General features: G+C 44.4%; 18 protein-coding genes, 3 tRNA genes and 1 other RNA gene. 7 read left to right on the top strand and 15 right to left on the bottom strand.

Annotation, left to right across the window (positions count from 1 at the left end; translation table 11 throughout):
• Positions 1-2: 2 nt before the first annotated feature.
• From rpmB to M1D30_RS05765, 11 genes are all read right to left on the bottom strand, one after another.
• Positions 3-266 (bottom strand): 50S ribosomal protein L28, encoded by a 264-nt coding sequence (gene rpmB, locus M1D30_RS05815; RefSeq protein WP_248507272.1) that lies wholly within the window; start codon positions 264-266, stop codon positions 3-5.
• A gap of 118 nt (positions 267-384) precedes the next feature.
• The gene (locus tag M1D30_RS05810; protein ID WP_248507270.1) at positions 385-909 is read right to left on the bottom strand and encodes a CinA family protein; all 525 of its coding nucleotides are present in this window, start codon (positions 907-909) and stop codon (positions 385-387) included.
• A 6-nt stretch (positions 910-915) separates the two neighbouring features.
• Positions 916-1,944 carry a tRNA (adenosine(37)-N6)-threonylcarbamoyltransferase complex transferase subunit TsaD gene (gene tsaD, locus M1D30_RS05805; protein ID WP_248507268.1) on the bottom strand — a complete coding sequence of 343 codons (1,029 nt, stop codon included), beginning with the start codon at positions 1,942-1,944 and terminating at the stop codon, positions 916-918.
• Positions 1,945-2,009: 65 nt separating this feature from the next.
• Entirely contained in the window at positions 2,010-2,867 is an 858-nt protein-coding gene (map, locus tag M1D30_RS05800; RefSeq protein WP_248507266.1) for a type I methionyl aminopeptidase, read from the bottom strand.
• Positions 2,868-2,935: 68 nt separating this feature from the next.
• Entirely contained in the window at positions 2,936-4,879 is a 1,944-nt protein-coding gene (locus tag M1D30_RS05795) for a sugar phosphate nucleotidyltransferase (RefSeq protein WP_248507264.1), read from the bottom strand.
• 168 nt (positions 4,880-5,047) lie between these two features.
• Positions 5,048-6,310, bottom strand: coding sequence for an NADH:ubiquinone reductase (Na(+)-transporting) subunit F (gene nqrF / locus M1D30_RS05790; protein WP_248507262.1), 1,263 nt, complete (start codon positions 6,308-6,310; stop codon positions 5,048-5,050).
• Between the two features lie 14 nt (positions 6,311-6,324).
• On the bottom strand, positions 6,325-6,948 hold the full coding sequence (nqrE, locus tag M1D30_RS05785) for an NADH:ubiquinone reductase (Na(+)-transporting) subunit E (RefSeq protein ID WP_248507260.1): 624 nt from the start codon (positions 6,946-6,948) through the stop codon (positions 6,325-6,327).
• A 3-nt stretch (positions 6,949-6,951) separates the two neighbouring features.
• Entirely contained in the window at positions 6,952-7,560 is a 609-nt protein-coding gene (locus M1D30_RS05780; protein WP_248507258.1) for an NADH:ubiquinone reductase (Na(+)-transporting) subunit D, read from the bottom strand.
• 6 nt (positions 7,561-7,566) lie between these two features.
• A complete protein-coding gene (locus tag M1D30_RS05775) occupies positions 7,567-8,178 on the bottom strand; it encodes an FMN-binding protein (protein ID WP_248507256.1) in 612 nt (203 codons plus the stop codon).
• Entirely contained in the window at positions 8,175-9,317 is a 1,143-nt protein-coding gene (locus M1D30_RS05770) for an NADH:ubiquinone reductase (Na(+)-transporting) subunit B (protein WP_248507254.1), read from the bottom strand. The genes M1D30_RS05775 and M1D30_RS05770 overlap by 4 nt, the downstream gene beginning before the upstream one ends.
• 5 nt (positions 9,318-9,322) lie before the next feature.
• Positions 9,323-10,666, bottom strand: coding sequence for a Na(+)-translocating NADH-quinone reductase subunit A (locus tag M1D30_RS05765; protein ID WP_248507252.1), 1,344 nt, complete (start codon positions 10,664-10,666; stop codon positions 9,323-9,325).
• A 167-nt stretch (positions 10,667-10,833) separates the two neighbouring features.
• On the opposite strand from M1D30_RS05765, the gene M1D30_RS05760 reads away from it, so the two are divergent.
• The 4 genes from M1D30_RS05760 to M1D30_RS05745 all read left to right on the top strand — a co-directional run bounded on the left by M1D30_RS05760 (position 10,834) and on the right by M1D30_RS05745 (position 15,620).
• Positions 10,834-15,222: a translocation/assembly module TamB domain-containing protein gene (locus tag M1D30_RS05760; protein ID WP_248507250.1), complete on the top strand. Its 4,389-nt coding sequence runs from the start codon at positions 10,834-10,836 to the stop codon at positions 15,220-15,222.
• A 124-nt stretch (positions 15,223-15,346) separates the two neighbouring features.
• Positions 15,347-15,433: transfer RNA gene (locus M1D30_RS05755), tRNA-Ser, on the top strand.
• A gap of 8 nt (positions 15,434-15,441) precedes the next feature.
• Positions 15,442-15,513, top strand: a tRNA-Glu gene (locus M1D30_RS05750).
• 35 nt (positions 15,514-15,548) lie between these two features.
• Positions 15,549-15,620: transfer RNA gene (locus tag M1D30_RS05745), tRNA-Glu, on the top strand.
• A 65-nt stretch (positions 15,621-15,685) separates the two neighbouring features.
• Here M1D30_RS05745 and M1D30_RS05740 read toward each other — a convergent pair.
• The gene (locus tag M1D30_RS05740) at positions 15,686-16,948 is read right to left on the bottom strand and encodes a YihY/virulence factor BrkB family protein (protein ID WP_248507248.1); all 1,263 of its coding nucleotides are present in this window, start codon (positions 16,946-16,948) and stop codon (positions 15,686-15,688) included.
• 28 nt (positions 16,949-16,976) lie between these two features.
• Positions 16,977-17,354, bottom strand: an RNA gene (gene rnpB / locus M1D30_RS05735) — RNase P RNA component class A.
• A 242-nt stretch (positions 17,355-17,596) separates the two neighbouring features.
• On the opposite strand from rnpB, the gene M1D30_RS05730 reads away from it, so the two are divergent.
• The 3 genes from M1D30_RS05730 to M1D30_RS05720 all read left to right on the top strand — a co-directional run bounded on the left by M1D30_RS05730 (position 17,597) and on the right by M1D30_RS05720 (position 20,544).
• Positions 17,597-19,093 carry a Do family serine endopeptidase gene (locus M1D30_RS05730; RefSeq protein WP_248507246.1) on the top strand — a complete coding sequence of 499 codons (1,497 nt, stop codon included), beginning with the start codon at positions 17,597-17,599 and terminating at the stop codon, positions 19,091-19,093.
• Positions 19,094-19,203: 110 nt separating this feature from the next.
• Positions 19,204-20,067, top strand: coding sequence for an RNA polymerase sigma factor RpoD/SigA (locus M1D30_RS05725; RefSeq protein WP_248507237.1), 864 nt, complete (start codon positions 19,204-19,206; stop codon positions 20,065-20,067).
• 18 nt (positions 20,068-20,085) lie between these two features.
• Positions 20,086-20,544, top strand: a complete 459-nt coding sequence (locus M1D30_RS05720; RefSeq protein ID WP_248507235.1) for a hypothetical protein — start codon at positions 20,086-20,088, stop codon at positions 20,542-20,544.
• A 77-nt stretch (positions 20,545-20,621) separates the two neighbouring features.
• On the opposite strand, the gene scpA is transcribed toward M1D30_RS05720, so the two are convergent.
• A complete protein-coding gene (gene scpA / locus M1D30_RS05715; protein ID WP_248507233.1) occupies positions 20,622-22,787 on the bottom strand; it encodes a methylmalonyl-CoA mutase in 2,166 nt (721 codons plus the stop codon).
• Between the two features lie 19 nt (positions 22,788-22,806).
• The gene (gene mutA / locus M1D30_RS05710; protein ID WP_248507223.1) at positions 22,807-24,669 is read right to left on the bottom strand and encodes a methylmalonyl-CoA mutase small subunit; all 1,863 of its coding nucleotides are present in this window, start codon (positions 24,667-24,669) and stop codon (positions 22,807-22,809) included.
• Positions 24,670-24,779: the final 110 nt, after the last annotated feature.

Below are 24,779 nucleotides of genomic sequence, written 5' to 3'. Positions count from 1 at the left end.
TATTAGTCTCCTATTACTTTAATGTCCTTCCAATCCACGAAGCCATTGGCAACAGCCTGCTTCAGTGCAGCGTCAAGACCTACTTTATTAATCATGCGAAGGCCAGCAGCGCTAATCTTCAACTGAATCCAGCAACCTTCCTCTACATAGTAGAATTTCTTGCTGAACAGGTTTACGTCAAAGCTACGCTTGGTACGGTGCTTTGAGTGAGACACATTGTTACCAATCTGTGCCTTCTTTCCTGTGATTTGACAAATTTTCGACATTTCTATCTACTTTAATTGTGTTCCTTATTGTAACTTACTCCAAACAGGGTGCAAAGGTACTGAATTTTCTTGTAAATTGGAAGTGTATATTTAAGAATTATAATAATCTTAATGATTTTTAACACTCACCCTCACTATCTGATGTACCGTTTGCACTTTCAGCCTTCAAGAACTCGCAAAGCAAATTCATAGCTCGATTGGTGGCATTCTGAAGATTGATATCGCGCCCTTCATCCTCGCTCAACTTGTATGTTATCTGTTTTTCTGGGGTGCCGCAGGCCAACCAAATTGTACCCACTGGAATTTCTTTCGTACCGCCACCAGGTCCTGCAAAACCCGTGGCAGCAACAGCATAGTCTGTATTAAGGGCCTTACATGCTCCCTTAACCATTTCAATGGCCACCTCTTCGCAAACGGCTGTTTTCTCTTCAATCAACTCGTGCGAAACGCCTAAAAGGTTCTCTTTCACCTCGTTAACATAACAAATAATGCCTCCCTTAAAATATTTTGAAGCACCGGGAACTGCAATCAACGCCTCACCAATGCGACCACCTGTACAACTCTCGGCTGTACCTACGGTCTTTTCAGACTCCCATAGCAGCTGACTCACCTCTCTGCTAATGATTTTTCCTTCTAAATCCATATCTTTTTACTTAAAAGTTACTTTTGAAAATGCTGGTGCATCAATCTTACAGAAATCACCATCCAGATATTTCTTGTATCCCACAATACCAATCATCGCAGCATTATCTGTGGTATAACTGAACTTAGGAATATAAATTGTCCATCCATAGCGACGGGCATGGTCTTTGAAAGCATTACGAAGACCATTGTTAGCACTAACACCGCCAGCAACAGCAACATGTTTGATACCAGTCTGCTTCACTGCCAAGCGCAGCTTCTTCATCAAGATATCGACAATAGTCCACTCCAACGATGCAGCCAAATCTTCCTTATGATGCTCTACGAATTCCGAATCATTCTCCACCCACTTACGTAGGTTATAAAGGAACGAAGTCTTCAACCCCGAAAAACTATAGTTAAGCCCAGGAATCTGAGGCTCAGAGAACTGATATGCCTTTGGATTACCTTGACGTGCCAAGCGGTCGATAATGGGACCGCCAGGATAGCCTAAGCCCATAACTTTTGAGCATTTATCGATAGCTTCACCCGCAGCATCATCAATGGTCTGTCCAAGTACCTCCATATCGTTATAAGCGCGCACCAACACTATCTGTGAATTACCACCACTCACCAACAAGCATAAGAATGGGAGGGGCGGTGGATTAAAGTCACCCTCGCCACCATCAATAAAATGTGCCATCACATGGCCTTGCAGGTGGTTGACATCTATCATTGGAATGCCCAACGAACGAGCAAAACCTTTTGCAAAACTGACGCCAACAAGTAACGACCCCATCAAGCCTGGACCACGTGTAAAGGCAACAGCACTCAGCATTTCCTTGGTAATGCCCGCACGTTTAATGGCTTGGTCAACTACAGGTACCACATTCTGCTGGTGGGCACGTGAGGCCAATTCTGGAACAACGCCGCCATAGGCTTCATGAACGGCTTGTGAGGCTGTTACATTAGACAATAGAACGCCATTCTTCAAAACGGCTGCCGACGTATCGTCACAACTAGACTCTATACCCAATATGTAAATATCGTTTTCCATTTAAATTTTATGTCGTTATAATAACATTACGTTTATTGTTATTACGTCATATCATTATTACAACCTTAATAAGTTAACACTTCCACACCATGCTCTGTCATAAGCAACGTATGTTCCCATTGGGCACTAGGTTTTTCATCTTCCGTGATAACTTCCCAGCCGTATGGATCGTCAGCATCAATAAAAACACGCCATGTACCCATATTTATCATCGGCTCTATGGTAAACACCATTCCTGGAACCAAGAGCATACCAGTGCCACGATAACTATCATGATCGACTTCTGGTTCTTCATGGAACTTCAAGCCAACACCATGACCAGCCAAGTCTTTCACGATACCATAACCATATTTCTTACAATGTTTCTTGATAGCATGACCTATGTCACCCACAAAGCCCCAAGGCTTGGCAGCTTCCATACCTATCTCTAAACACTCTTTAGCGACACGCACTAGTTGTTCCTTCTCAGGAGTTGTCTTTCCAATGATAAACATACGTGAAGCATCTGCATAATAGCCATCCTTGATGGTTGTAAAATCGACATTGATAATGTCACCCTCTTCAAGCACATCCTCCTCTTTGGGAATACCATGGCATACTACCTCGTTGATACTGGTACATACACTCATCGGAAAGCCTTCATAGTTAAGGCAGGCAGGAATTGCATCATGCTCTTCGCAATAGCTGCGACATATTTTATCAATCTCGAGAGTGTTCATACCAGCATGAATCTCAGCAGCCACTGCATCCAAAACGCCGGTATTAATCACACCTGCACGACGAATGCCCTCTATTTGCTCAGGGGTCTTAATAAGATCGGGAGTAGGAACCAACTTGCCCTTACTCTCCCAATACATAATTTTCTTATCAAATTCAGTAGGTTCCTGTCCTGGATGACAGTGCCATCTGCGTTTTTTTGCCATAACCTGTTTGTTTATAATGGTGCAAAGGTACTGCAAAATGACGGAAACGCAAAATTTTGGGGCACGAATTATAACTTTTTAGAATATTCCACCACCGTTTCAACCAATGCTGACGGGTTTCCCATATCATAACGATAGCCTTTCAAACGCAAACCTATCATACCCGAACGGCTACGGACTGCTTCCAACGCAGATGTGAGTTCAATTTCTTTAGAAAAATCACCCGATGCATCCGCTGCCGCAATATCTGCTCCTAGCTGCATAAAAACTTCTGGAGTTAGGATATATTGTCCAAATACCGAACAATACTCTTTTTCGCCCTTTTTGTTTTTCACACCTAAGAACTCTTCTGCATAGCTTGCTTTTGGTTTCTCAACAAATGTGTTTACATGTAAGACGCGTTCATCTTTATCTTCCCAAACTCCACTCATGATACCAAAGTGGCTCACCATTGTCAAAGGAACTGGATAGACACCCAACATAAGCTTATTATAACGCTCATATGCCTCTATCAACTGCAAAGCACAAGGTTTATTTGTCATGGAACGACTCAAAGTATCACCCAACATAAGTAACACGGGCTCACCCTTTGCAAAATTTGCCGCTTGATATACTGCATGACCAAAGCCACGCTTCTCTGTTTGGATTACATAATACAAATGTTTGCCGATATCAAGAATTCTATTTTCATACTCTTGAGATTCTGCATTCAATTTATTGAAATGCTCGGAGCTCAATGGGTGATCAAAGAATTCACGATATAACTTACGTTCCTCTTCACTCCCCAATACCAAACAGATTTCTTCGATTCCACTTTGAATAAGTTCCTCTAACAGAATCAGAATAACGGGACGCACCATCCCATCAGGGCATGGAATAGGGAAAAAATCTTTTTTTAGACAGCGTGTAGCTGGATAAAGACGTGTACCCAAACCAGCCACAGGAATAATCGCTTTACGGACCGTATGAACAGGCTTAATTGTAAGACAATAGGCACGCATGCCTAGGTTGTTCAAGTACTCAACCAACTGCTGTTGGCAATTAGGATCCTTAGTTAGAAACTGAACGGCGCCATCTCCGTGAGAACCAACACCTTTACCACCATAAGTCAGTGTTTTAACGTGTTTATCGTTAAGAATGGCATGCAGTTTGGGTGCAGTTAGTTCCTCTGGGCACATTGGCGCAACCTGAGCATTAAAAACGGCTTCGGTTTCCGTCATCAGCAAGCCTAACTGTTCCACTTCGCCATTAGCCATATACTGAATAGCACGTTGGACAAATTCCGTATTCTTCACGCCAAGCGCCTCATGAAGCTTTCTTTCTTGTTCATTGGCAGGAAAAGGGTATGCCTTGTTTAGGTCTGCTAAGATTTTAATTGTATTTTTTCCTGCACATAAGTCAGCAAAAACCCAATAAAGCGGCTTCTTTACATTTAGGGTCTGAACTTCTATTTCATCGCCATCAAAAGTCATTAGGTTAGGTTTAACGCCAAAAGCACAAGCCTGATCGAGACGTCCACAACGCGAAGAGGTTCTCAGCTCTCCAACATAGGCGATATTCATCTCGCCCATAGTATTAAGGTTCAGCTTATAAATCAGATTAAAGGCTCGTGCAACCAGTACACAAATGGCAGCCGATGAAGAAAGACCACTTTTCATCGGAAGTGTCATATCTGTGATAGTAATGCGCACGCCACCAACTTTATACCATTCTAGCATATATGAAGCCACTCCAGCACAGTATCGGAAAAAATCACCCGAACGAGCGACACGCTTCAATGCTTGTTCATCCATAGGGCAAGAGAAGTCACTCCACATACCTTCCATTTGCTTTGCCGTACTATAGACTTCAAAAACTGTCGACTTTTCAACCTCCGCATAGACACCTTGCTCAATACCTGTCACAATGGCAGCGCCAGGAAGAATATCAGCATTCATCGTCCTATAATGACCAGCCCAATCGGTATGCTCTCCAAACAGGCACAATCTGCCCGGTACAAATAGCTTCAACATAGTAATATCTGTTTTATGTTGCAAAGGTAACAAATAAAAAGTATTTTTAACGCATTATGCCAACAAAAATTTAACACGCATAAAAAAAAGTTGCCAACACTTACCGCATTGGCAACTTTAAAAACGTATTTTGGGAAAATAAGTCCGTAAATTCTATAATAAAGGGCTTTATCCTCCAAAGTTATCATACATGATTGACTCAGGATCCACACCAAGAGAATCAAGCATTGAAACCACAGCTTTCGACATGGGACCAGGACCACACATGTAGTACTCAATGTCCTCGGGGGCTTCATGATCCTTCAAATAAGTATTCAACATCACTTGATGAACGAAGCCTGGAGTGTACTTCACACCTGCAGCATCGGCTGCGGGATCAGGACGGTCCAAAGCCAAATGGAAATGGAAATTGGGGAATTCCTTCTCCAATCCAAGGAAGTCATCAAGATAGAACACTTCGTTCAGTGCACGAGCACCATAGAAATAATGCATCTCGCGATCGGTGGTGTGCAGTGTCTTTGTCATGTGCATAATTTGAGCACGCAGAGGAGCCATACCAGCACCACCACCAACCCAAATCATCTCCTTCTTCGAATCGAAGTGTGGGTGGAAGTCGCCGAAAGGTCCGCTCATAATCACCTTATCGCCTGGTTTAAGCGAGAAAATGTAAGACGAAGCGATACCAGGATTCACGTCCATGAAGCCCGAACGGTCGGCCTTAAACGGAGGAGTAGCGATACGTACGGTCAACATGAACACGTCGCCCTCAGCAGGATAGTTGGCCATTGAGTATGCGCGGATGGTATCCTCTGGATTCTTACACTTCAAGGGGAAGAGCCCAAACTTCTCCCAAGCTGGCAGGTACTCGTCACCAATCAAACTTTTGTCGAAATCCTTATCATAGTCGATACAATCAAACTTAGGAATACGAATCTGGGCATAAGAACCTGGCAGAAAATCCATATGGGCACCAGCAGGCAGTTGCACCTTAAACTCCTTAATGAAGGTAGCCACGTTCTTGTTAGAGATAACGGTACACTCATACTCTTTAACGCCCAAGATAGACTCGTCAACATGGATTTTAAGATCACCTTTAACCTTACACTGGCAACCCAGACGCCAATGGTCCTTAATTTGCTTACGAGTAAAATGGGGTTTCTCACTATCAAGAATCTCGCCGCCACCCTCAAGAACCTGTACCTTACACTGGCCGCATGAGGCCTTACCACCACAAGCAGAAGGCAAGAAGATGCCGTTCTCGTTGAGCGTAGCCATCAAGTTATTACCTTGAGGAACATTGAGCACACGGTCACCATTCACGGTGATATTAACATTACCGCTGGGCGAAAGATATTTCTTCGCTACAAGCAGAATGATGACGATAGCGATAATCGTCACCAGGAAAACGATAATACTATTTAATATAAACATAACTGTCGCCCTCCTTAGATTTTAAGTCCACTAAAACACATCATGGCCATAGCCATCAGACCCACAGTAATAAACGTGATGCCGAGACCCTGCAGGGGTTTGGGCACATCGCTATACTGCATCTTCTCACGAATGGCACCCATTGCCACGATAGCCAATGTCCAGCCAATACCAGAACCCAAAGCATAGACTACGGCGTCACCGATGCTAGTGATAGCCTTTGTCTCGCTGGGATCAAGCAGGATGCGTTGCTGCATGAAGAGCGAGGCACCCATGATGGCACAGTTAACGGCAATCAAAGGGAGGAAGATACCCAGTGCAGCATAGAGCGAAGGTGAGTACTTCTCTACGATCATCTCGACCAACTGCACGATACCGGCGATAACGGCAATGAACAGGATGAACGACAAATATGAGAGGTCCATACCGAAGATGCCATCCTCAGAGAGCACCTTTGTCTGGAGCAAATAGTCAACAGGTACGGTAACAAACAGCACGAAAGTTACTGCCATTCCCAGTCCCAATGACGTCTTCACATTCTTCGAAACGGCAAGGAACGAACACATGCCCAGGAAGAAAGCAAAGATCATGTTGTCGACAAAAATCGAACGGAAGAATAATGATATTGCGTGTTCCATAATTTACTTCTCCTTATAAAAATAAGCACGGTGTACCCAGATAACAATACCCACGAGGATCAGCGCCATAGCAGGCATCGTCATCATGCCATTATTAAAGTCCTTACAATCAATAATCTGGAAGCCCAACAGAGAGCCACGTCCGAAGAACTCGCGCACAGCACCCACGATAATCAGAATCATGGCATAGCCTAGACCATTGCCCACACCATCGAGGAACGAAGGCCAAGGCTTGTTCTGCATGGCGAACGCCTCCAGACGTCCCATCAGGATACAGTTGGTGATAATCAGACCCACATAGACAGAGAGCTGTACACTAACATCATAGACATAAGCCTTGAGAATCTGACTGACGATAGTCACCAAAGCAGCCACAACAACCAACTGTACCACGATACGGATACGTGTAGGAATGGTATTGCGGATAATAGAGATAATTACATTGGCAAAAGCCGTAATAACAGTCACAGCCAAACCCATCACAATAGCAGGCTTCAACTGACTAGTCACAGCAAGCGCCGAGCAGATACCCAACACCTGTACGAGGATTGGGTGGTCGAGGTTCAACGGATTGGTGAACGCCTCTTTATTTTGCTTACTAAATAGTGCCATAGTTCATTAGTTCTTTAAAAAGTCCATATACTTGGCCAACTGGTCCTTCAGCATCTTACTGACAGCCGTAGAAGTAACGGTAGCACCAGTAACGGCATCGACCGTTGTTTCGTTGTTGACAGCTTTCTCTACAGACAGAGCCAGTGTTTCCTTTGTCTCATCAGCAAAGATCTTCTTGCCCTGGAACTTGGCCTGCCAAGCGGCGTTGTCCTTAATCTCTGCACCTAGACCGGCAGTCTCACTCTCATGGTTGAAGTAGGCACCATAAACAGTATTCTTGTCGCTATCGATAGCCAGAAAAGCGCTGATGCCGCCCCACATGCCCTGCCCCTTGAGGGGTAATACATATTTCACGTCACCATTCTCGAGAGTGCATACATAGACGTTCTGAGCCTCGTCATACTTCACAATTTTCTCATAGGTAGCATGAGCATCATCGTCACTCAGTCCACGCATATTCAGAGAATTCAGAATCTGCTTCTCTGTATCAAGAGCTACGTTCTTGTCCTGCATGGGCTTCAGCGTCTGAGAGACGAAAGCCAACAAGAATGCTACGATAAGTACCATAATCGCACTATATATAATAATGTACGCGTTAGAATTAGTATTTAGTTTCATTTTGAACCTCCTCTCTTCAAACGTTTTGAGATATTGCGATCAACCACAAAGTAGTCAATAGCAGGTGCAAACATATTCATCAGCAGGATTGCCAACATCATGCCCTCTGGAAAACCGGGGTTCATTACGCGAACCACAATGGCAACGGCACCAATCAAGAAACCGTAAACCCACTTGCCACACTCGGTGCGGCATGAGGTAACAGGGTCGGTAGCCATAAACACTGCACCGAAGCAGAAGCCACCCAATGCAATGTGTTCATACCAGTGAATAGGAGTCATTTCAAGGTTCTCAAACATCAAGCCCGTAAGAATACCGCCCACAAAGACACTGAGCATGGTTTTCCAAGAAGCTATACCCGTAATAAGCAGGATCACAGCACCTATAGCGATAGCAATAACACTAGTCTCACCAATAGAACCAGGAATCAAACCGTAAACGGCGTCCATCGTAAAGTTGTAGTCGCTGAGGTTGGCCAATGGAGTTGCGCCAGAAAAGCCATCGGGCACCTGACCGCCAAAGCCAAAGATAGGACTGTCTGCAATCCAAGCCTGATCGCCAGTCATCTTCTGAGGATAAGCAAAGAAGAGAAATGCACGGCAGAGCAGAGCGGGATTGAATATATTCATACCTGTTCCACCGAAAATCTCCTTACCAATGATAACTGCGAATGCAACGGCAATGGCCAACATCCACAAGGGCAGGTTGACGGGAACAATCAGAGGAATAAGAATACCTGACACGAGGAATCCTTCCTGAATCTCTTCGTTCTTCCACTGAGCCCAGGCAAACTCAATACCTAGACCAACAACATAGGAAACCAGAATCTTTGGCAGCACAGCCAACAGACCAAAGATGAACATATCCATAAAGGAAGCATTCAATCCAGATGCAATAGCATTCTGATAACCAACGTTATACATTCCAAATAGCATAGCAGGCATCAAGGCGATAACCACCATACTCATAATACGCTTCGAGTCGATCGCATCGTGGATATGGACGCCCTTTTTAGCCGTTGTATTGGGCACAAAAAGGAAGGTCTCAAAACCATCGAAGAGGCTACGGAAAGCGTGCAGTTTACCCTCCTTCTCAAAGGCGGGTTTTATCTTATCGAGATAATTTCTTAGTGCTTTCATCGTCGTTATGCGTTTTCTTTACGTAAATTATTCAATCCTTCACGGACAATGCGCTGAAGTTCCAACTTCGAAGAGTCCACAAACTCAGCCAAAGCGAAGTCCTCAGGAGCGACCTCATAGATACCCAACTGCTCCATCTTATCGATATCGCCAGCGATGATAGCTTTAATGAGGTATTCGCCATAGATATCCATAGGCAGCACTTTATCATACTCGCCACTCATAATCATATGACGCTCGCCACCCTTCACACGGGCATCCAAAGCATACTCCTTCTTACCGAAGAGCCAAGAGAAGTAGCTGCGGTTCACAGAGAACTGACCGAAGCGGGGCATGATCCATCCCAACATCTCGTTGTTATCGTCACCCTCGGGAATCACGGTAATCTCTGAACTGTGAGCTCCCAGGAAACTATCCTTCGATGCAACACGGCCCGTCAGCACGTTACCATTAATGATACGCACCGAGTGGTCTGCATCAAAACTGTTAGAGAGCAACGTAGAGAGCTCCTCACCCACTAGCATATCCACGTAACAAGGTTTCTTCACCTCACTACCACAAAGAGCTACAGTGCGAGTCAAGACAACCTTACCCGTATTCAGCAGACGACCGATGAAGAGTACCACAGAGGGGTCACCGATGGTCCACACCACCTCACCCTTGTTCACTGGGTCGATATTATTCACCTGTACACCTACGTTACCTGCAGGACACTTGCCTTTAAACACGTTCACCTCAACGTCCTTCACAGTCTCGAGACACGAGCCAATGCCTACACCCAGATATGTTTTGGCGATCTTTGAGAGTGCAGTAAGACCTGTCTGGAAGTCAACCTCTTGACCCTTCACCTCAAACTCAAAGCTACTAGCCAAAGGCTTGTCACGAAGAGCTGAAACGAAGATAGCCTTCGGCATCACCGAAGGATTAGTAGAGATGGCATAGGGCAGCTGGTCGATATAGCCAAAGAGACCAGCCTCAAGCAGAGCATCAACGACAGCTTTACCGTCCATTTTCTGCACATCCTTCTTACCAAAATCTACATACTGTTGCTGACTGTCGGCCTCTACCTTCACGCAGAGCACCTTGCGACGTTCACCACGTTCCACTGCGGTCACCTTACCGCTAACAGGCGAAGCGAAGCGAACTTCGGGATAGAGTTTGTTAACGAACAAAGCATCCCCGGCTTTGACCACGTCACCTTCACGGACAACGACCTTGGGAACGACACCCTCAAAATCGTCAGGCACCAAAGCGAAATGCCCGTTCGACTTGAGGTTCATTTTCGTTTCCTCAGCTTTTCCTTGAAGGTGAATGTCTAAGCCTTTGCGTAGCCTAATAACATTTGCCATATTAAATAAATTGGTTTGATTATCCTTTGGGTTGCAAAATTAATAAATTTTAGGATAATAGAGAAGAAAAAAGTAAGGAAAAACACGGATTTCGAAACTTTTGTATTAAATTTGCAGTTAATTTATGGCACTTGTGCAAACAATTGCCAACTCGAACTGACAGAATAGTGAAGAAAGTAAAACATATCATCAACTGGTTTGTGTGGAGCCTTCTGGCTTTACACATCCTTTTACTTATTGTTATACACGTTCCTTTTGTTCAATCTTTTATAGGCACCAAAGCAGCTTTAGCATTATCAGAAAAACTTGGCACACAAGTATCTCTTGGAAGAGTTGAGATTGGATTTCCGAATCGCATTATATTAGACCAGATAGACATCGTCGATCAATTCGACGAAAAGATGTTTCATGCAGGACGTCTTACTGCAAAAATAGACTTTCTGCCTTTGATAAATGGAAGAATCTCTATCTCGTCTGCTCAGATTTTCAGCGCAAACGTGTCACTCTACAAGACCGATTCGTTAGCGAAGCCCAACTACCAATTTGTGCTCGACTCATTAACTACTGAAGGCGATGAGTCCACAAGCGCGCTCAATCTTCGTATCAACTCGCTGATTATTCGTCACTCTCAAGTATCATATGACCAGCGTGATGTTGCGCAAACACCCAAGCGTCTAAACTTCAAGCATCTGAAATTTAGAAACATCAGTACACATATTATATTAAAAACCTTACAAGAAGATTCTCTCAACATCAACATAAAGCGTCTCGCCTTCAACGAACAGTCCGGACTAAACGTCAACAAGTTGTCATTGAAACTTGAAGCGAACGCTAGGCATGCCCATCTTGAAGACTTCAAACTTCAGCTTCCCAATTCTAATTTACAGATCAACGAAGCCCACGTCGCATATGACAAAATGCAGTTTGAAAAGACTATTCAATACACTGCAAAAATATCTACAGCGCCCTTGTCTATCAACGACTTATCATTTGTTTCCCCCAAATTACTTTCATTCAATCAACAATTGACTTTGAATGCAAAGATTAAAGGTTCTGCAAATGACATCACATGCGAAAAACTTAATATCACCTCGAATGACAACTCCATCGGCCTTGCAGCCTCTGGTACAATTTTGCAATTAAACGAACAACCACATTGGAATACTCACATCCAACAGTTCAACATCGGATACCCCCTACTCTCGCAATTACAAGAGGTTTTTCAAGCTTTGCCAAAACCACTCGCAAAATTTCACGACATCATCATTAAAGGTGATGCTAGTGGCATCGGCACGAAAGCCGTCCAAGCCCGAAGTGACATTCTAACAGATGCTGGAAATATTTCTATGCAAATTGAAATGGACACGCTCCAGCATTTTAACGGCAAAATTACCACAGAAGATATTCAGCTAGGACTTTTGCTCGACAATCCTAATTTAGGATTACTCACTGCCAATGCACAGATAAAAGGCAACCCATCTGTATTCAATATAGATAGCCACATTAACACCTTAGAATACAAAAGCAATGCCTACAAAGACATAGACATAAGTGGAAATTACAACAACGGAGACATTGCAGGTCGCCTCAAAGTGGACAATCCCTTCATCCAAACAGACATCGAAGGAGAATTAAAACGCGCCAAGCGTACAGCCATCCGCCTGAATGGACGAATAAGTCATATCAACCCCAAAGCCCTGAATCTCACTGACCAATGGGGCAACACACGTTTCTCCGGCATTATTGATGCAGATTTCATAGCAAGTAGTCTGAACGATGCTGAGGGCAGCATCAACCTTAGAGATTTCGATATGGTGACACATGATTCTATCAACGACACCTATCATCTTCACGCACTTCAGATAACCTCTGGCTATGATGAAGGTAACCACTTCATCACAGTCAAAGGCGATATGGGTGAAGCACATATTCACGGAAAGATTGACTGGAACACCCTCAATCAGAGTTTCATCAACTACACCGCTTCGAAGCTCCCAACCCTGCCCGGACTTCCCAGGAAGGCAAAAAAAACAGACAATCACTTCACTGCCGATTTACGGCTTATAGATTCCAACTGGTTGAATCACATATTCAACATCCCCCTGGAAATTGAACGGCCTCTAACTTTCCGTTTTTCTCTCGACGACACACAGAATCAGATTAATCTTCTGGGACGTGCACCAATCATCTCATACGAAGGCAAACGCTATAGCAATGCCCAAATCGACATCACGACCGATGTTGACACCATGAGATACGACGTGAAAGTGACAAAAGAAATGGACGATGGAGGAGCGCTTGATTTAAACCTTTCAGGTCAAGCTGTGGATAACAACCTGTCGACCTCACTTCTTTGGAACAACAATGCTCCTTCGCGAGATTCTCTACTCTCCATGCATGGAGTCATCAATACAATCACCCAACTCTACGAGAATGAGGAAGGAAAAGCCGAAGCACATATTCGAGTACTCCCATCGCGTATGATGGTTCATGGCACTCCATGGACACTTGAGCCATGCGACATTCTCTATTCGTCCAAAAGGCTGATGGTCGATCATTTCTCACTCAATCACAACAAACAACATCTCATCATCGACGGATCTGCTACCGAATCCCCCAACGATTCTCTGACTATTGACATGAACGAGCTTGAGGTGGGTTATATCCTCGATCTCGTAAATTTCCATTCTGTCAGCTTCGACGGTTTGGCCACAGGAAGAATCACTGCAAAACAAATCTTCAGTGATTTCTCCTCATGGGCCGAGCTCAATGTTGACCAGTTTAAGTTCCAAGATGGAAGAATGGGCATATTAATGGCACGAGTTGATTGGAATAAAGTCGACAAACAAATAGACATCGATGCCTTAGCCTATGATACTGATGAATCACAAACCATCATCAAAGGTTTTGTATCACCCGTACGTAATGATATTGGACTCAGCATTCACGCAGATGGTTCTAATATAGAATTCTGCAACTCCTTCACTGACGCATTCCTCAAAGATGTTAAGGGACAAGCCAACGGTGACGTCACCCTCTCTGGTTCCTTAAGTAACATTGACCTCACTGGAACAATTGTGGCCAACGGACAAGCCTCTGTCAAAGCTCTCAACACGGTATACACATTCGTTAATGACACTGTTACCTTTATCCCCAATGATATTCTCTTCAATCGAGCTACCATAAAGGACCAATACGGCAACAAGGCTTATCTGTCAGGAGGTATTCATCACGACCATCTTTCGGATTTCACATTCGACCTCGATGTAGAGGCCGACAACCTATTGGCTTACGATTTCAAGGACTTTGGCGATGACATTGTCTGCGGCACAGTCTATGCAACAGGCTCTGCCGACCTACATGGACGTCCAGGCGAGATAATCATCAATTGTAACGTAACTCCACAGGCCAACTCAGTTTTTGTCTATAATGCCACCAACCCCGATGCTATCAGCAAACAGGAATTTATTACCTGGAAGAAAAATGCATCGCCTCATACGCATCATATTCATAACACCAAGGACGAAGGCGAAGACGGCAACTTGGCAAGCACCACTAACCTCTACATCAACTTCATAATTAATGCCACCCCCAGTAGCACCCTAAAAGTATTGATGGACGCCAATACAGGTGATTATATTAGTCTGAACGGTGAAGGAAACATCAAAGCCACATATTATAATAAAGGCCCATTCCATATGTTTGGCACTTATACCGTAGAGCACGGAACCTATGGTATTACCATCCAGAATATCATAAAGAAAAATTTTGTCTTCCAAAATGGCGGTACACTCATATTCGGCGGCGATCCTTTTGATGCCAATCTGAATCTACAAGCACAGTATACAGTCAATGGTGTTTCGCTGTCAGACCTAAACATGGGTAACACATTTAGCAACAATACTGTTCGCGTAAACTGTCTGATGAATATCCTTGGTACTCCTGGAAACCCGCAGGTAGAATTCGACTTTGAGTTACCAACCGTCAATAGCGAAGAAAATCAGATGATTCGTTCCTATATTGCCGGTCAGCAAGAGATGAACCAACAGGTACTTTATCTACTGGGCATTGGGCGTTTCTATACACAAGGCGTCAATAACGCTCAAGTCCAAGAATATGGCCAAACCCAACTAGCCATGCAGTCTTTCCTCTCTGGCACCGTATCATCACAAATCAATGAAGTACTCTCACAGGTCATCAAATCTGATGATTGGAATTTCGGTGCCAACATCTCTACTGGAAACGAAGGCTGGCACAATGCAGAGTATGAAGGCCTCATCAGTGGACGCATGCTCAACAATCGCCTCCACATTAACGGACAGTTTGGTTATCGAGACAATGCGACACAAGCCACACCTTCGTTCATAGGCGACTTCGATATCAGTTATATGCTTAACCCCAATGGAAGTCTGGCAGTAAAAGCCTACAACCAGACAAATGATAGATATTTCACTCGTTCGTCACTCAATACACAAGGCATTGGTTTCATCATCAAAAAAGACTTTAACACCCTAAAAGACCTTCTTACATGGCGAAAAAAGAAGGAAAAGAAATAAATATCGAAAAAAATTAGCATTAACTCAGAAAAAAAACGAGAAAAATTTGCATAACTAAAAAAAACTTCGTACCTTTGCACCCGCATTTGAGAGCAAATGCTTTCGGACACCGAAAGGGAACCGAGGAAGTTTGGGTGAGTGGCTGAAACCAGCAGTTTGCTAAACTGCCGTACGGGTTCCCGTACCGGGGGTTCGAATCCCCCAGCTTCCGCGCTCAATGGTCGATTCATCTAATGGTTAGGATACAAGATTCTCAATCTTGGCATAGGGGTTCGATTCCCCTATCGACTACAACACGGTATTAAAAGGTAAAAAGATTTTCTGACGGTCGATTCATCTAATGGTTAGGATACAAGATTCTCAATCTTGGCATAGGGGTTCGATTCCCCTATCGACTACAAAAGAGGGGATATACTTTTGAAAGTATATCCCCTCTTTTGTTTTCTATATATTTCAAACAACTTCATAATACAATATCTTCAAGACGTACAGAGCTAGCACGATTAAAGAAATCAGAACGCATAGAAACCACACTACCCCATTTCTTCGTAAGCAACCTATTAATAGGTAGTTTAAGATTCCAGTGTCCTTGTGCTTCTAAACGATCCATCATCACCCCCACATTAAGATTATCAAGGCTCTCTGCAGGAACAAACGTTGATGCCTCACCTTTTTCATCAGTAGAAACTTCCAAAACCAAGTGCGCCTCACATAATTTATACAGCAAATCATTCACAACACGAATAGGTATACTTGTCTGTTCTCGCAAATCGTCTGCCGTAGGTGCAGATTTTCCATCTGCAAAACTTTTACAGATGCGCGACATCAGAATAGCAGACAACAACATCTGATATCTATGACTAATATCTTCTGTATTTGATTCATAATCATAATAGTCAAGGTTTTGTGACGTATATGTCAACTCTACGCCAAATAAACAAATCGTCCACGAAATCTGAACCCAAAGCATAAACAAAGGAAGTGCCGCAAAAGAACCATATATTGCATTGTATCCAGTAACCCACATTTGAGAATGTATATAAAAGAACTGAACCAACTGCATTGCTATACCAGAAAGAATACCTGGAACAATCGCGTTTTTAAATTTTACATGCGTGTTTGGCATAAAAACGTATAGTCCCATAAACATCAATGACATAAGGACATAAGGAGCCAAATCAATAAAAAAGCGAACAGCATGTCCCAATAACAAAAAGTCCGTCATGGAATTAGCCATCGTTGCAAGGAAAATACTAAGGCCAGATGACACAACGATGACAATTGGAAACAAGAAAAACATAGCCAAATAGTCGGTAATCGTACGAAAAATACTACGTTTTTTCTTTACCTGCCATATCGAATTAAATGTGTTTTCAATATTACTCACAAGCATCATCACCGTATATAGCATAAACACTAGTCCAACACCAAGAAAAATACCACTCTTTGTATGCACCAGATAGCTATTGACGAAACCAATCATAGTCTCGGCGACTTGCGGTTGCGATGAAAAAGAATCACGAAACCACACCTCTATATATTTATTATAGCCAAATCCACGAGCAATAGCAAAAACTACTGCAAGAATGGGCACGATAGCAAGGAGTGTGGAATAAGTGAGCGCTGAGGCTTGATTCAACACACGCTTTGTAGTAAAAAAACGTACTGCTAAATAGGCCGTACGGATAACTACTTGATAGATCTCTTTCAGTTTACTAAAGTTCATCGTACGATTAGTAATAATATAAAAAAAGGAAAGCATTGTCCCTATAAGCCGGGTTCTGTACCAGTGTGTCACTGGCGCCTGTCATTTATCTACTACGCACGTCACCATGCGTCTCTAGCGTTCTACCCTCCATCGCATCCCTAGAGAATCGGGCGGGCTACCCTATCATGGCGATGGTATACATGAACTTGCGGCCTCCAATGGGAACAGCACAGCGATCACCCGCTGCCTGGTAGTCTCTTACACCACCTTCTCACCCTTACCTCGCGAACGAGGCGGTCATTCTCTTCTCCCCTAATCAGCTGTTACCAACTGCTTCTATTTTCGGAAGTGGAGCGCCCTATGCCGCCCGGACTTTCCTCTCGCCTCTCCTTTCAGAAACGCCAGCGACAAGCCAGGACAGTGCTTTCAGTGTGCAAAGGTACGATTTTATTTTCAATTATGCTAAAAATTTTATCTTATTTTAATTCATTAAACGAATGTAAAAAACAAAGGTCTAGACGCAAACAGATTTTAAACAAAGGAAGTTAAATGTTAAAATGAGAGAAAAAATACCGACATATTGTCAGTTTCATAAACTTTGAACATATATTTGCATCAAAAGAATAAAACGAAATTGATATTTTAACATACAACAACAATAAGAATATGAAAAAGATTGGTAACTATGCAGTATCCGCACTGAGTGTGACTGCCATTGTTTTCTCGGTAGCAACGTTCTGCGAAATTAAAGCAGAACCAAAAGAACCGGAAGTTCAGGAAATGTCAGTAGCTACAGCAGTACAGCCTGTAGACCTAACTTATGCAGCAGAAAAAGCTCTGCCAACAGTAGTACATATAAAATATGTGCAGAACTCAAAGATCCAGACCGTTGAGGTTCAGAGTGATCCCTTCGACGATTTCTTCAGTGATCCTTTTGGAGGATTCTTCGGACGCGGTCAGCGCGGACAGGGGGGTACACGCAGACAGCAGGTACAAACACCTAAGCGCACCGCCACGGGTTCAGGTGTCATCATCTCGGCCGATGGTTATATCGTAACAAACAACCATGTTGTGGATGGTGCTGACGAATTGACAGTGACGCTGCACGACAACAAAGAATATTCTGCACGCATTATCGGAACCGACAAAACGACAGACCTAGCTCTGATTAAGATTGACGGTAAGAACCTTCCTGCTATTCGAATCGCCAACAGCGACAACGTAAAGGTGGGCGAATGGGTACTGGCCATCGGCAATCCACTTGGATTAAACAATACGGTAACAGCTGGTATTATCTCAGCCAAAGCACGTACACTGGGAGCCAACGGCGTGGAAAGTTTTATCCAGACGGATGCTGCTATTAATGCAGGCAACTCAGGTGGTGCACTGGTCAACACCAACGGTGAGCTTGTAGGCATCAACGCCATGCTCTATTCACAGACTGGCTCATACAGTGGTTACGGTTTCGCCATCCCTACGACGATGATGAATAAGGTAGTTGAGGACCTTAAGAAATTTGGCACCGTACAACGTGCTATGATTGGTATCAGTGGACGCGATGTCAAGACCCAGGTGGACCTGGAGAAGGAAGAAGGTAAAGAAGCCACCGACTATGGCACAATGGAAGGCATCTATGTGGGTGAAGTCGTTGACGGCAGTGCTGCGTCTGAGGCTGGTATCGAAAAGGGCGACATTATCACCGAAGTCGACGGCCAGAAAGTAACGAAGTTTGGCGACCTCTCAGGCATCATCGCCCAAAAACGTCCTGGTGATAAGATAACACTTACTTATTTGCACAATAAAAAGAAGCAAACTAAGATTGTTACACTACGTAACGAACAAGGCAATACCAAGGTAGTTAAGAATGCCGATCTCGACGTACTAGGTGCCGATTTCCGCGAGATTAACAAGGCGCAGAAGGAGCAACTTGAGATTTCATACGGACTGGAAGTCATTAAGGTCAACGGCGGCAAAATGAAAGAGGCTGGCGTACCTAAAGGGTTCATCATCCAACGCATTAACGACGAAGCAATGAAGACCATCGATGATCTGCAGGAAATAGTGAAAGAAGTATCAACATCAAAAGAGCCTGTTCTCATAATAAAGGGAATTTTCCCCACAGGAAAACGTGGATATTTTGTTGTACAATTACAAAATGACTAATAAAAAAAGGCGCAGATTCTTGATATCTTGCAAGAATCTGCGTTTTTTTTTGGTCGTTTCACAAATTTGCATTACCTTTGCAAATATATGACTGTAAACTACAACCCATAATGAGACAGTTAAAGATTACCAAATCTATTACCAACCGCGAGAGTGAAGCTCTCGAGAAGTACCTCCAGGAGATTGGCAAAGAAGAATTAATCTCTATTGAGGAAGAAGTTGAATTGGCTGCTAAAATACGTAAAGGCGACCAAAAAGCTCTTGAACGACTGACCAAAGCTAACCTCAGATTTGTGGTAAGCGTGGCCAAGCAGTACCAGAACCAAGGATTGTCCCTTTCTGATTTAATCAACGAGGGCAATCTCGGCCTTATTAAGGCTGCCGAAAAATTCGACGAGACACGTGGGTTTAAATTTATATCATATGCTGTATGGTGGATCAGACAATCCATTCTTCAGGCTATTGCTGAACAAAGCAGAATCGTACGACTCCCTCTGAACCAAGTGGGCTCTGTTAACAAGATTAACCGGCTGCTTAATCGTTTCGAGCAAGAGTATGAGCGAAAGCCATCCGTTGAAGAATTATCCGAACGAATCGATTTGCCAGAAGACAAGATTGACGAAGCTATCAACATCAACGGCAAACATGTATCAGTAGACGCCCCATTTACTGACAGTGATGAGAATACGCTACTTGATGTGTTGATTAACAACGATGCACCAGCCGCTGACAAGCAACTATTTATCGAGTCCTTAAGACAAGAAATCAACAAAGCCCTTGAGGGACTTAACGAACGCGAACGCAATATTATCGAAGCATTCTTTGGCATCAATCAACCAGAAATGACACTCGATGAGATAGGCACAAAATATCATCTGACTCGCGAACGTGTTCGACAGATAAAAGAGAAAGCCATCAGGCGACTTCGCACGACAACAAACAACAAGTTGTTGAAATCATACCTGGGGCAATAAGAAAAGAAAATAATTAAAATGAATAAGAAATTGAAAAAGATTGTATTTATCCTTTTTGTTCTTGTAGGCCTCGGTGCTGCAACAACGATAAGCGCAAGGAAGGTTACTATCCCCAAGATGTATATATACGGAATGGCAGCCTCGTTCAACGACTCAATCGTTTATTTTACCAACGTACAAGAACTTAACAACGTTTGGGTAGAAAAAGGCCACAAAGAGCTGGACGTTCGTCATCTATACTCTCAGCAATTACGTAACTACTTGATGACACAAGGCCAAACGAATCGCACATGCATCGTTGTTGCTCATAAGAATCGTTCTAAACTCGAGAAGAAATTCCTCAAAATGAAGAAGCTATACACACAATCAAAGGATGGAAAAATCCACTTTGATGTTAGATACCTGAACGATCAGGATTTTCTGTTTACGACAATCGACATGTCTAAAGTATATGAAGATACAAAAGAGATTGAATAAGACTATTTATTTAATCCCCCAGAAATAAAAGATAGCGGATGTATTTAATATACACCCGCTATCTTTTATTATTGAACTCACTCCTTATCGAGCAGGATCTTCATCATTTGGATGGCCGAATACGGTATCGGAGTGCCAGGACCGAAGATACATGCCACACCTGCCTTGTATAGGAAGTCGTAATCTTGAGCAGGAATAACACCTCCTGCTGTTACCATGATATCCTCGCGGCCCAACTTCTTCAGTTCCTCGATAAGCTGAGGAATCAGTGTCTTGTGACCAGCAGCGAGCGACGAAGCACCCACAATGTGCACATCGTTCTCAACAGCCTGACGCGCAGCCTCTTCTGGAGTCTGGAACAGCGGTCCCATATCCACGTCGAAACCACAGTCGGCATAACCTGTTGCCACTACTTTTGCACCACGGTCGTGACCATCCTGTCCCATCTTGGCAACGAAGATGCGTGGACGACGACCTTCCTTCTCAGCGAACTCATCGGTAAGGCGCTTCGCCTCCTCAAAGTCCTTATCGTTCTTAGATTCTGAACTATACACGCCTGAAATTGTTCTGATTACTGCTTTATAACGACCTACGATCTCTTCGCAGGCATCTGAAATTTCGCCAAGAGTACAACGCAGCTGAGCAGCTTTTACAGCCAGATCAAGCAGGTTGTTCTCGCTCTTGCGTCCCTCCTTGAAGTCGCGCACACAATCAGTGATAGCCTTGAGGGCTGCCTGACAAGCAGCCTCATCGCGGGTAGAGCGAACCTGAGCAAGGCTCTCCTCCTGCTGCTTGCGAACTGCTGTATTGTCCACTTCAAGGATATCGATAGGATCCTCGTGCTCCAAGCGGTACTTGTTGGTGCCAACAATGGTCTGAACACCACTATCGATACGAGCCTGAGTACGGGCTGCAGCCTCCTCGATACGCATCTTAGGCAGACCAGTCTCGATGGCCTTGGCCATACCGCCCAGCTTTTCGATTTCCTGAATATGTTCCCAAGCCTTGTGAACCAGTTCGTTGGTCAGGGTCTCAACATAATACGAACCAGCCCATGGGTCAATCTGCTTGCACACCTTCGTCTCGTTTTGGATATAAATCTGCGTGTTACGAGCAATACGAGCCGAAAAATCAGTAGGCAAAGCAATAGCCTCATCAAGCGCATTGGTATGCAGCGACTGGGTGTGACCCAGCACAGCAGCCATAGCCTCAATACAGGTACGACCCACGTTGTTGAATGGGTCCTGCTCAGTGAGCGACCAACCTGATGTCTGTGAGTGGGTACGCAGGGCCAGCGACTTAGGATTCTTGGCGCCGAAGCTTTTCACAATCTTAGCCCACAGCAGTCGGCCAGCACGCATTTTTGCTATTTCCATAAAGTGGTTCATACCGATAGCCCAGAAGAAGCTGAGACGAGGTGCGAAAGCATCCACATCGATACCAGCATTCACACCTGTACGCAGGTAGTCCATACCATCGGCCAAGGTATAAGCAAGCTCGATATCAGCTGTAGCACCAGCCTCCTGCATGTGATAACCTGAGATAGAGATTGAGTTGAACTTCGGCATCTTCTGCGAGGTGTACTCGAAGATATCAGCGATAATCTTCATAGAGAATGCAGGTGGGTAGATATAGGTGTTACGCACCATGAACTCCTTCAGGATATCGTTCTGAATGGTTCCTGCCATCTCCTCGAGCTGAGCGCCCTGCTCCAGACCTGCTACGATATAGAATGCCAGGATAGGCAGCACGGCACCGTTCATGGTCATTGATACAGACATCTTGTTCAAGGGGATGCCTGAGAAGAGCACCTTCATGTTCTCCTCGTTACAGATACTTACACCAGCCTTACCAACATCGCCCACTACACGAGCGTTATCTGGGTCGTAACCACGGTGTGTTGGAAGGTCGAAGGCTACAGAAAGACCCTTCTGGCCAGAAGCCAGGTTACGACGATAGAAGGCATTTGACTCCTCAGCCGTTGAGAATCCGGCATACTGACGGATGGTCCAAGGCTTGAAAGGATACATCATCGAATACGGACCACGCAGATATGGAGGAATACCAGCTGTAAAGTCGAGGTGCTCCATACCCTCAAGGTCTTCCTTTGTATAAACCGGACGAACCTCGATATGCTCTGGGGTTTTCCAGTTGGCCTCAATATGATTGTCTTTAATCCACTTGGCACCATCCTGAGCCTTGATGCCTGCATAGATATCAATATCTTTAAACTGTTTACGCATAATTCAAGTCTCCTATTCTTTAAATACCAAGTTTCTGATTATATTCTTTCAAAGTCTCAAGCACGTTGCACTTCACGTGAACAAAGTTCTCGATGCCAGCAGCCTTAAGGTCCTCCATGCAAGCAGGCGCACCAGCCACAACAAACATGGCACGACCATTCAAGTACTTAAATGCAGGGATAGCGTACTCAGCATACTCATCGTCGCTCGAGCAGATAACAATGATATCGGCATTGGCCTCGAGAGCAGCATCAACACCCTCCTCAACGGTCTTGAATCCGAGGTTGTCAATCACCTTATATCCAGCGCAAGCTAGGAAGTTGCACGAGAACTGTGCACGAGCCTGACGCATGGCCAGATTGCCGATGGTCAGCATGAAAGCAGTAGGCACCTTGGTTTCCTCTGTATGGATACGGAGATCTTCGAAGTCAGCAGCCAGACGAGTACTCTCGATAGCTTTGAATGGCACACTCTCCTCACCATGATGGTGCACGCCGCCGCAACCAAAGTTCTGCTTGTAGGCGCGCTTGCCCTCGCTCTTCTCTGTGAAGTTAGGGAACTGGTTGGTGCCCAGCAGGAACTCCTTACGTTTAGCAGCATCGCCATGACGCTTCATATTGGTGGCATTGATATCATCCTGAATAGTGCCAGCCTTGATAGCTGCGAGGAAGCCTCCCTCATCTTCTACCTTCAGGAATATCTTCCATGCCTCAGTAGCCAACGCATCAGTAAGGTGCTCGATATAGTACGAACCAGCTGAAGGGTCGACGATACGGTCGAAGTGGCTCTCCTCCTTAATCAGCAGCTGCTGGTTGCGAGCGATACGCTCTGAAAAGTCGGTAGTCTCCTCGTAAGGAGCATCAAACGGTGTAACAACCATTGAATGAACACTTCCCAGTGCAGCACTCATAGCCTCGGTCTGCGAACGCAACAGGTTTACATAGCTGTCGAACAGCGTCTGGTTATAAGTAGAGGTAGTAGCGTTGATGATCATCTTGCAAGCGCAGTCGCATTTTGGCTCGTACTGCTTAACAATCTGAGCCCACAACAGACGAGCAGCACGGAACTTGGCAATCTCCATAAAGTAGTTCTCGCTGACGCCCATATTAAACTTGATGGTCTTCGCAGCGGTATCAACATCAACACCTGCATCAGTCAGCTGTTGCAGATACTCATTACCCCAAGCCAGAGCATAACCCAGCTCCTGCACGATATAAGCACCAGCATTATTGAGGGCATCACTATGTACCACGATGCCACGGAAGTGTGGATAATCCTTGAGCGACTCGGCCAACTTAGGTCCGAATGCCAAGATAGGCGAAACATCCTTGCCTTTGAGCACCATCTTTTTCATGGGGTCCCACTCTATGGAGCCAACGATCTTTTCCTTGTCGTATCCCTTCTTCTGCCAATAGGTCTTCAGAATCTCTGCCAATTCAAGCGAATGGCGCTGACAAGTTGAGAAATTCAACTCAACACACTCACAATAGATACCATCGAGTAGCGTCTCGACTGTATCCATCGACACCATATTGCCTGGGATCTTAAATCCTAAGGAGTCGATACCCTTATTCAGTATATCGAGCGCCTTTTCATTGGCAGCCTTAGGGTCGCTAGCCTCGATATTCTGACGGACGTACCACTCGTTGGAGTCCTTCTTATTGCCACGTACAAATGGAAACTCACCAGGCAAAGCATCTGGTGTCTTCAAGTTCGCCAAGTCTTCACGGCGATAGAAGGGCTGTACATTAAAACCTTCATTTGTTCTCCATACCAAGCGTTTCTGGAAGTCGGCACCTTTTAGGTCGACCTCAATCTTGTCGAGCCATTCCTGTTTGGTCGGCGCTGTGAACTCGGTAAAGAGTTTTTCTTTGTTTGCCATAGTTTTAAGTCGTATTATTTATATAAGTTTTTAGTTCTTGCGACAAAGATAAGCAATATTTTACATCTGTGCAAGAGAATACGCAAATATTTTTCCGTGTACGCACACCA

Origin of the sequence: Prevotella sp. E15-22, from assembly GCF_023204875.1 — a bacterium.
Lineage (GTDB): Bacteria > Bacteroidota > Bacteroidia > Bacteroidales > Bacteroidaceae > Prevotella.
Note: the sequence above shows the minus strand (reverse complement) of the source record. Positions and strands in the feature narration are given on the sequence as shown.

What these genes read in the sequence shown, in the direction of transcription:
- rpmB (WP_248507272.1), bottom strand. Translation starts at nt 266, where the DNA reads ATGTCGAAAATTTGTCAAATCACAGGAAAGAAGGCACAGATTGGTAAC.
- M1D30_RS05810 (WP_248507270.1), bottom strand. Translation starts at nt 909, where the DNA reads ATGGATTTAGAAGGAAAAATCATTAGCAGAGAGGTGAGTCAGCTGCTA.
- tsaD (WP_248507268.1), bottom strand. Translation starts at nt 1,944, where the DNA reads ATGGAAAACGATATTTACATATTGGGTATAGAGTCTAGTTGTGACGAT.
- map (WP_248507266.1), bottom strand. Translation starts at nt 2,867, where the DNA reads ATGGCAAAAAAACGCAGATGGCACTGTCATCCAGGACAGGAACCTACT.
- M1D30_RS05795 (WP_248507264.1), bottom strand. Translation starts at nt 4,879, where the DNA reads ATGTTGAAGCTATTTGTACCGGGCAGATTGTGCCTGTTTGGAGAGCAT.
- nqrF (WP_248507262.1), bottom strand. Translation starts at nt 6,310, where the DNA reads ATGTTTATATTAAATAGTATTATCGTTTTCCTGGTGACGATTATCGCT.
- nqrE (WP_248507260.1), bottom strand. Translation starts at nt 6,948, where the DNA reads ATGGAACACGCAATATCATTATTCTTCCGTTCGATTTTTGTCGACAAC.
- M1D30_RS05780 (WP_248507258.1), bottom strand. Translation starts at nt 7,560, where the DNA reads ATGGCACTATTTAGTAAGCAAAATAAAGAGGCGTTCACCAATCCGTTG.
- M1D30_RS05775 (WP_248507256.1), bottom strand. Translation starts at nt 8,178, where the DNA reads ATGAAACTAAATACTAATTCTAACGCGTACATTATTATATATAGTGCG.
- M1D30_RS05770 (WP_248507254.1), bottom strand. Translation starts at nt 9,317, where the DNA reads ATGAAAGCACTAAGAAATTATCTCGATAAGATAAAACCCGCCTTTGAG.
- M1D30_RS05765 (WP_248507252.1), bottom strand. Translation starts at nt 10,666, where the DNA reads ATGGCAAATGTTATTAGGCTACGCAAAGGCTTAGACATTCACCTTCAA.
- M1D30_RS05740 (WP_248507248.1), bottom strand. Translation starts at nt 16,948, where the DNA reads ATGAACTTTAGTAAACTGAAAGAGATCTATCAAGTAGTTATCCGTACG.
- M1D30_RS05730 (WP_248507246.1), top strand. Translation starts at nt 17,597, where the DNA reads ATGAAAAAGATTGGTAACTATGCAGTATCCGCACTGAGTGTGACTGCC.
- M1D30_RS05725 (WP_248507237.1), top strand. Translation starts at nt 19,204, where the DNA reads ATGAGACAGTTAAAGATTACCAAATCTATTACCAACCGCGAGAGTGAA.
- M1D30_RS05720 (WP_248507235.1), top strand. Translation starts at nt 20,086, where the DNA reads ATGAATAAGAAATTGAAAAAGATTGTATTTATCCTTTTTGTTCTTGTA.
- scpA (WP_248507233.1), bottom strand. Translation starts at nt 22,787, where the DNA reads ATGCGTAAACAGTTTAAAGATATTGATATCTATGCAGGCATCAAGGCT.
- mutA (WP_248507223.1), bottom strand. Translation starts at nt 24,669, where the DNA reads ATGGCAAACAAAGAAAAACTCTTTACCGAGTTCACAGCGCCGACCAAA.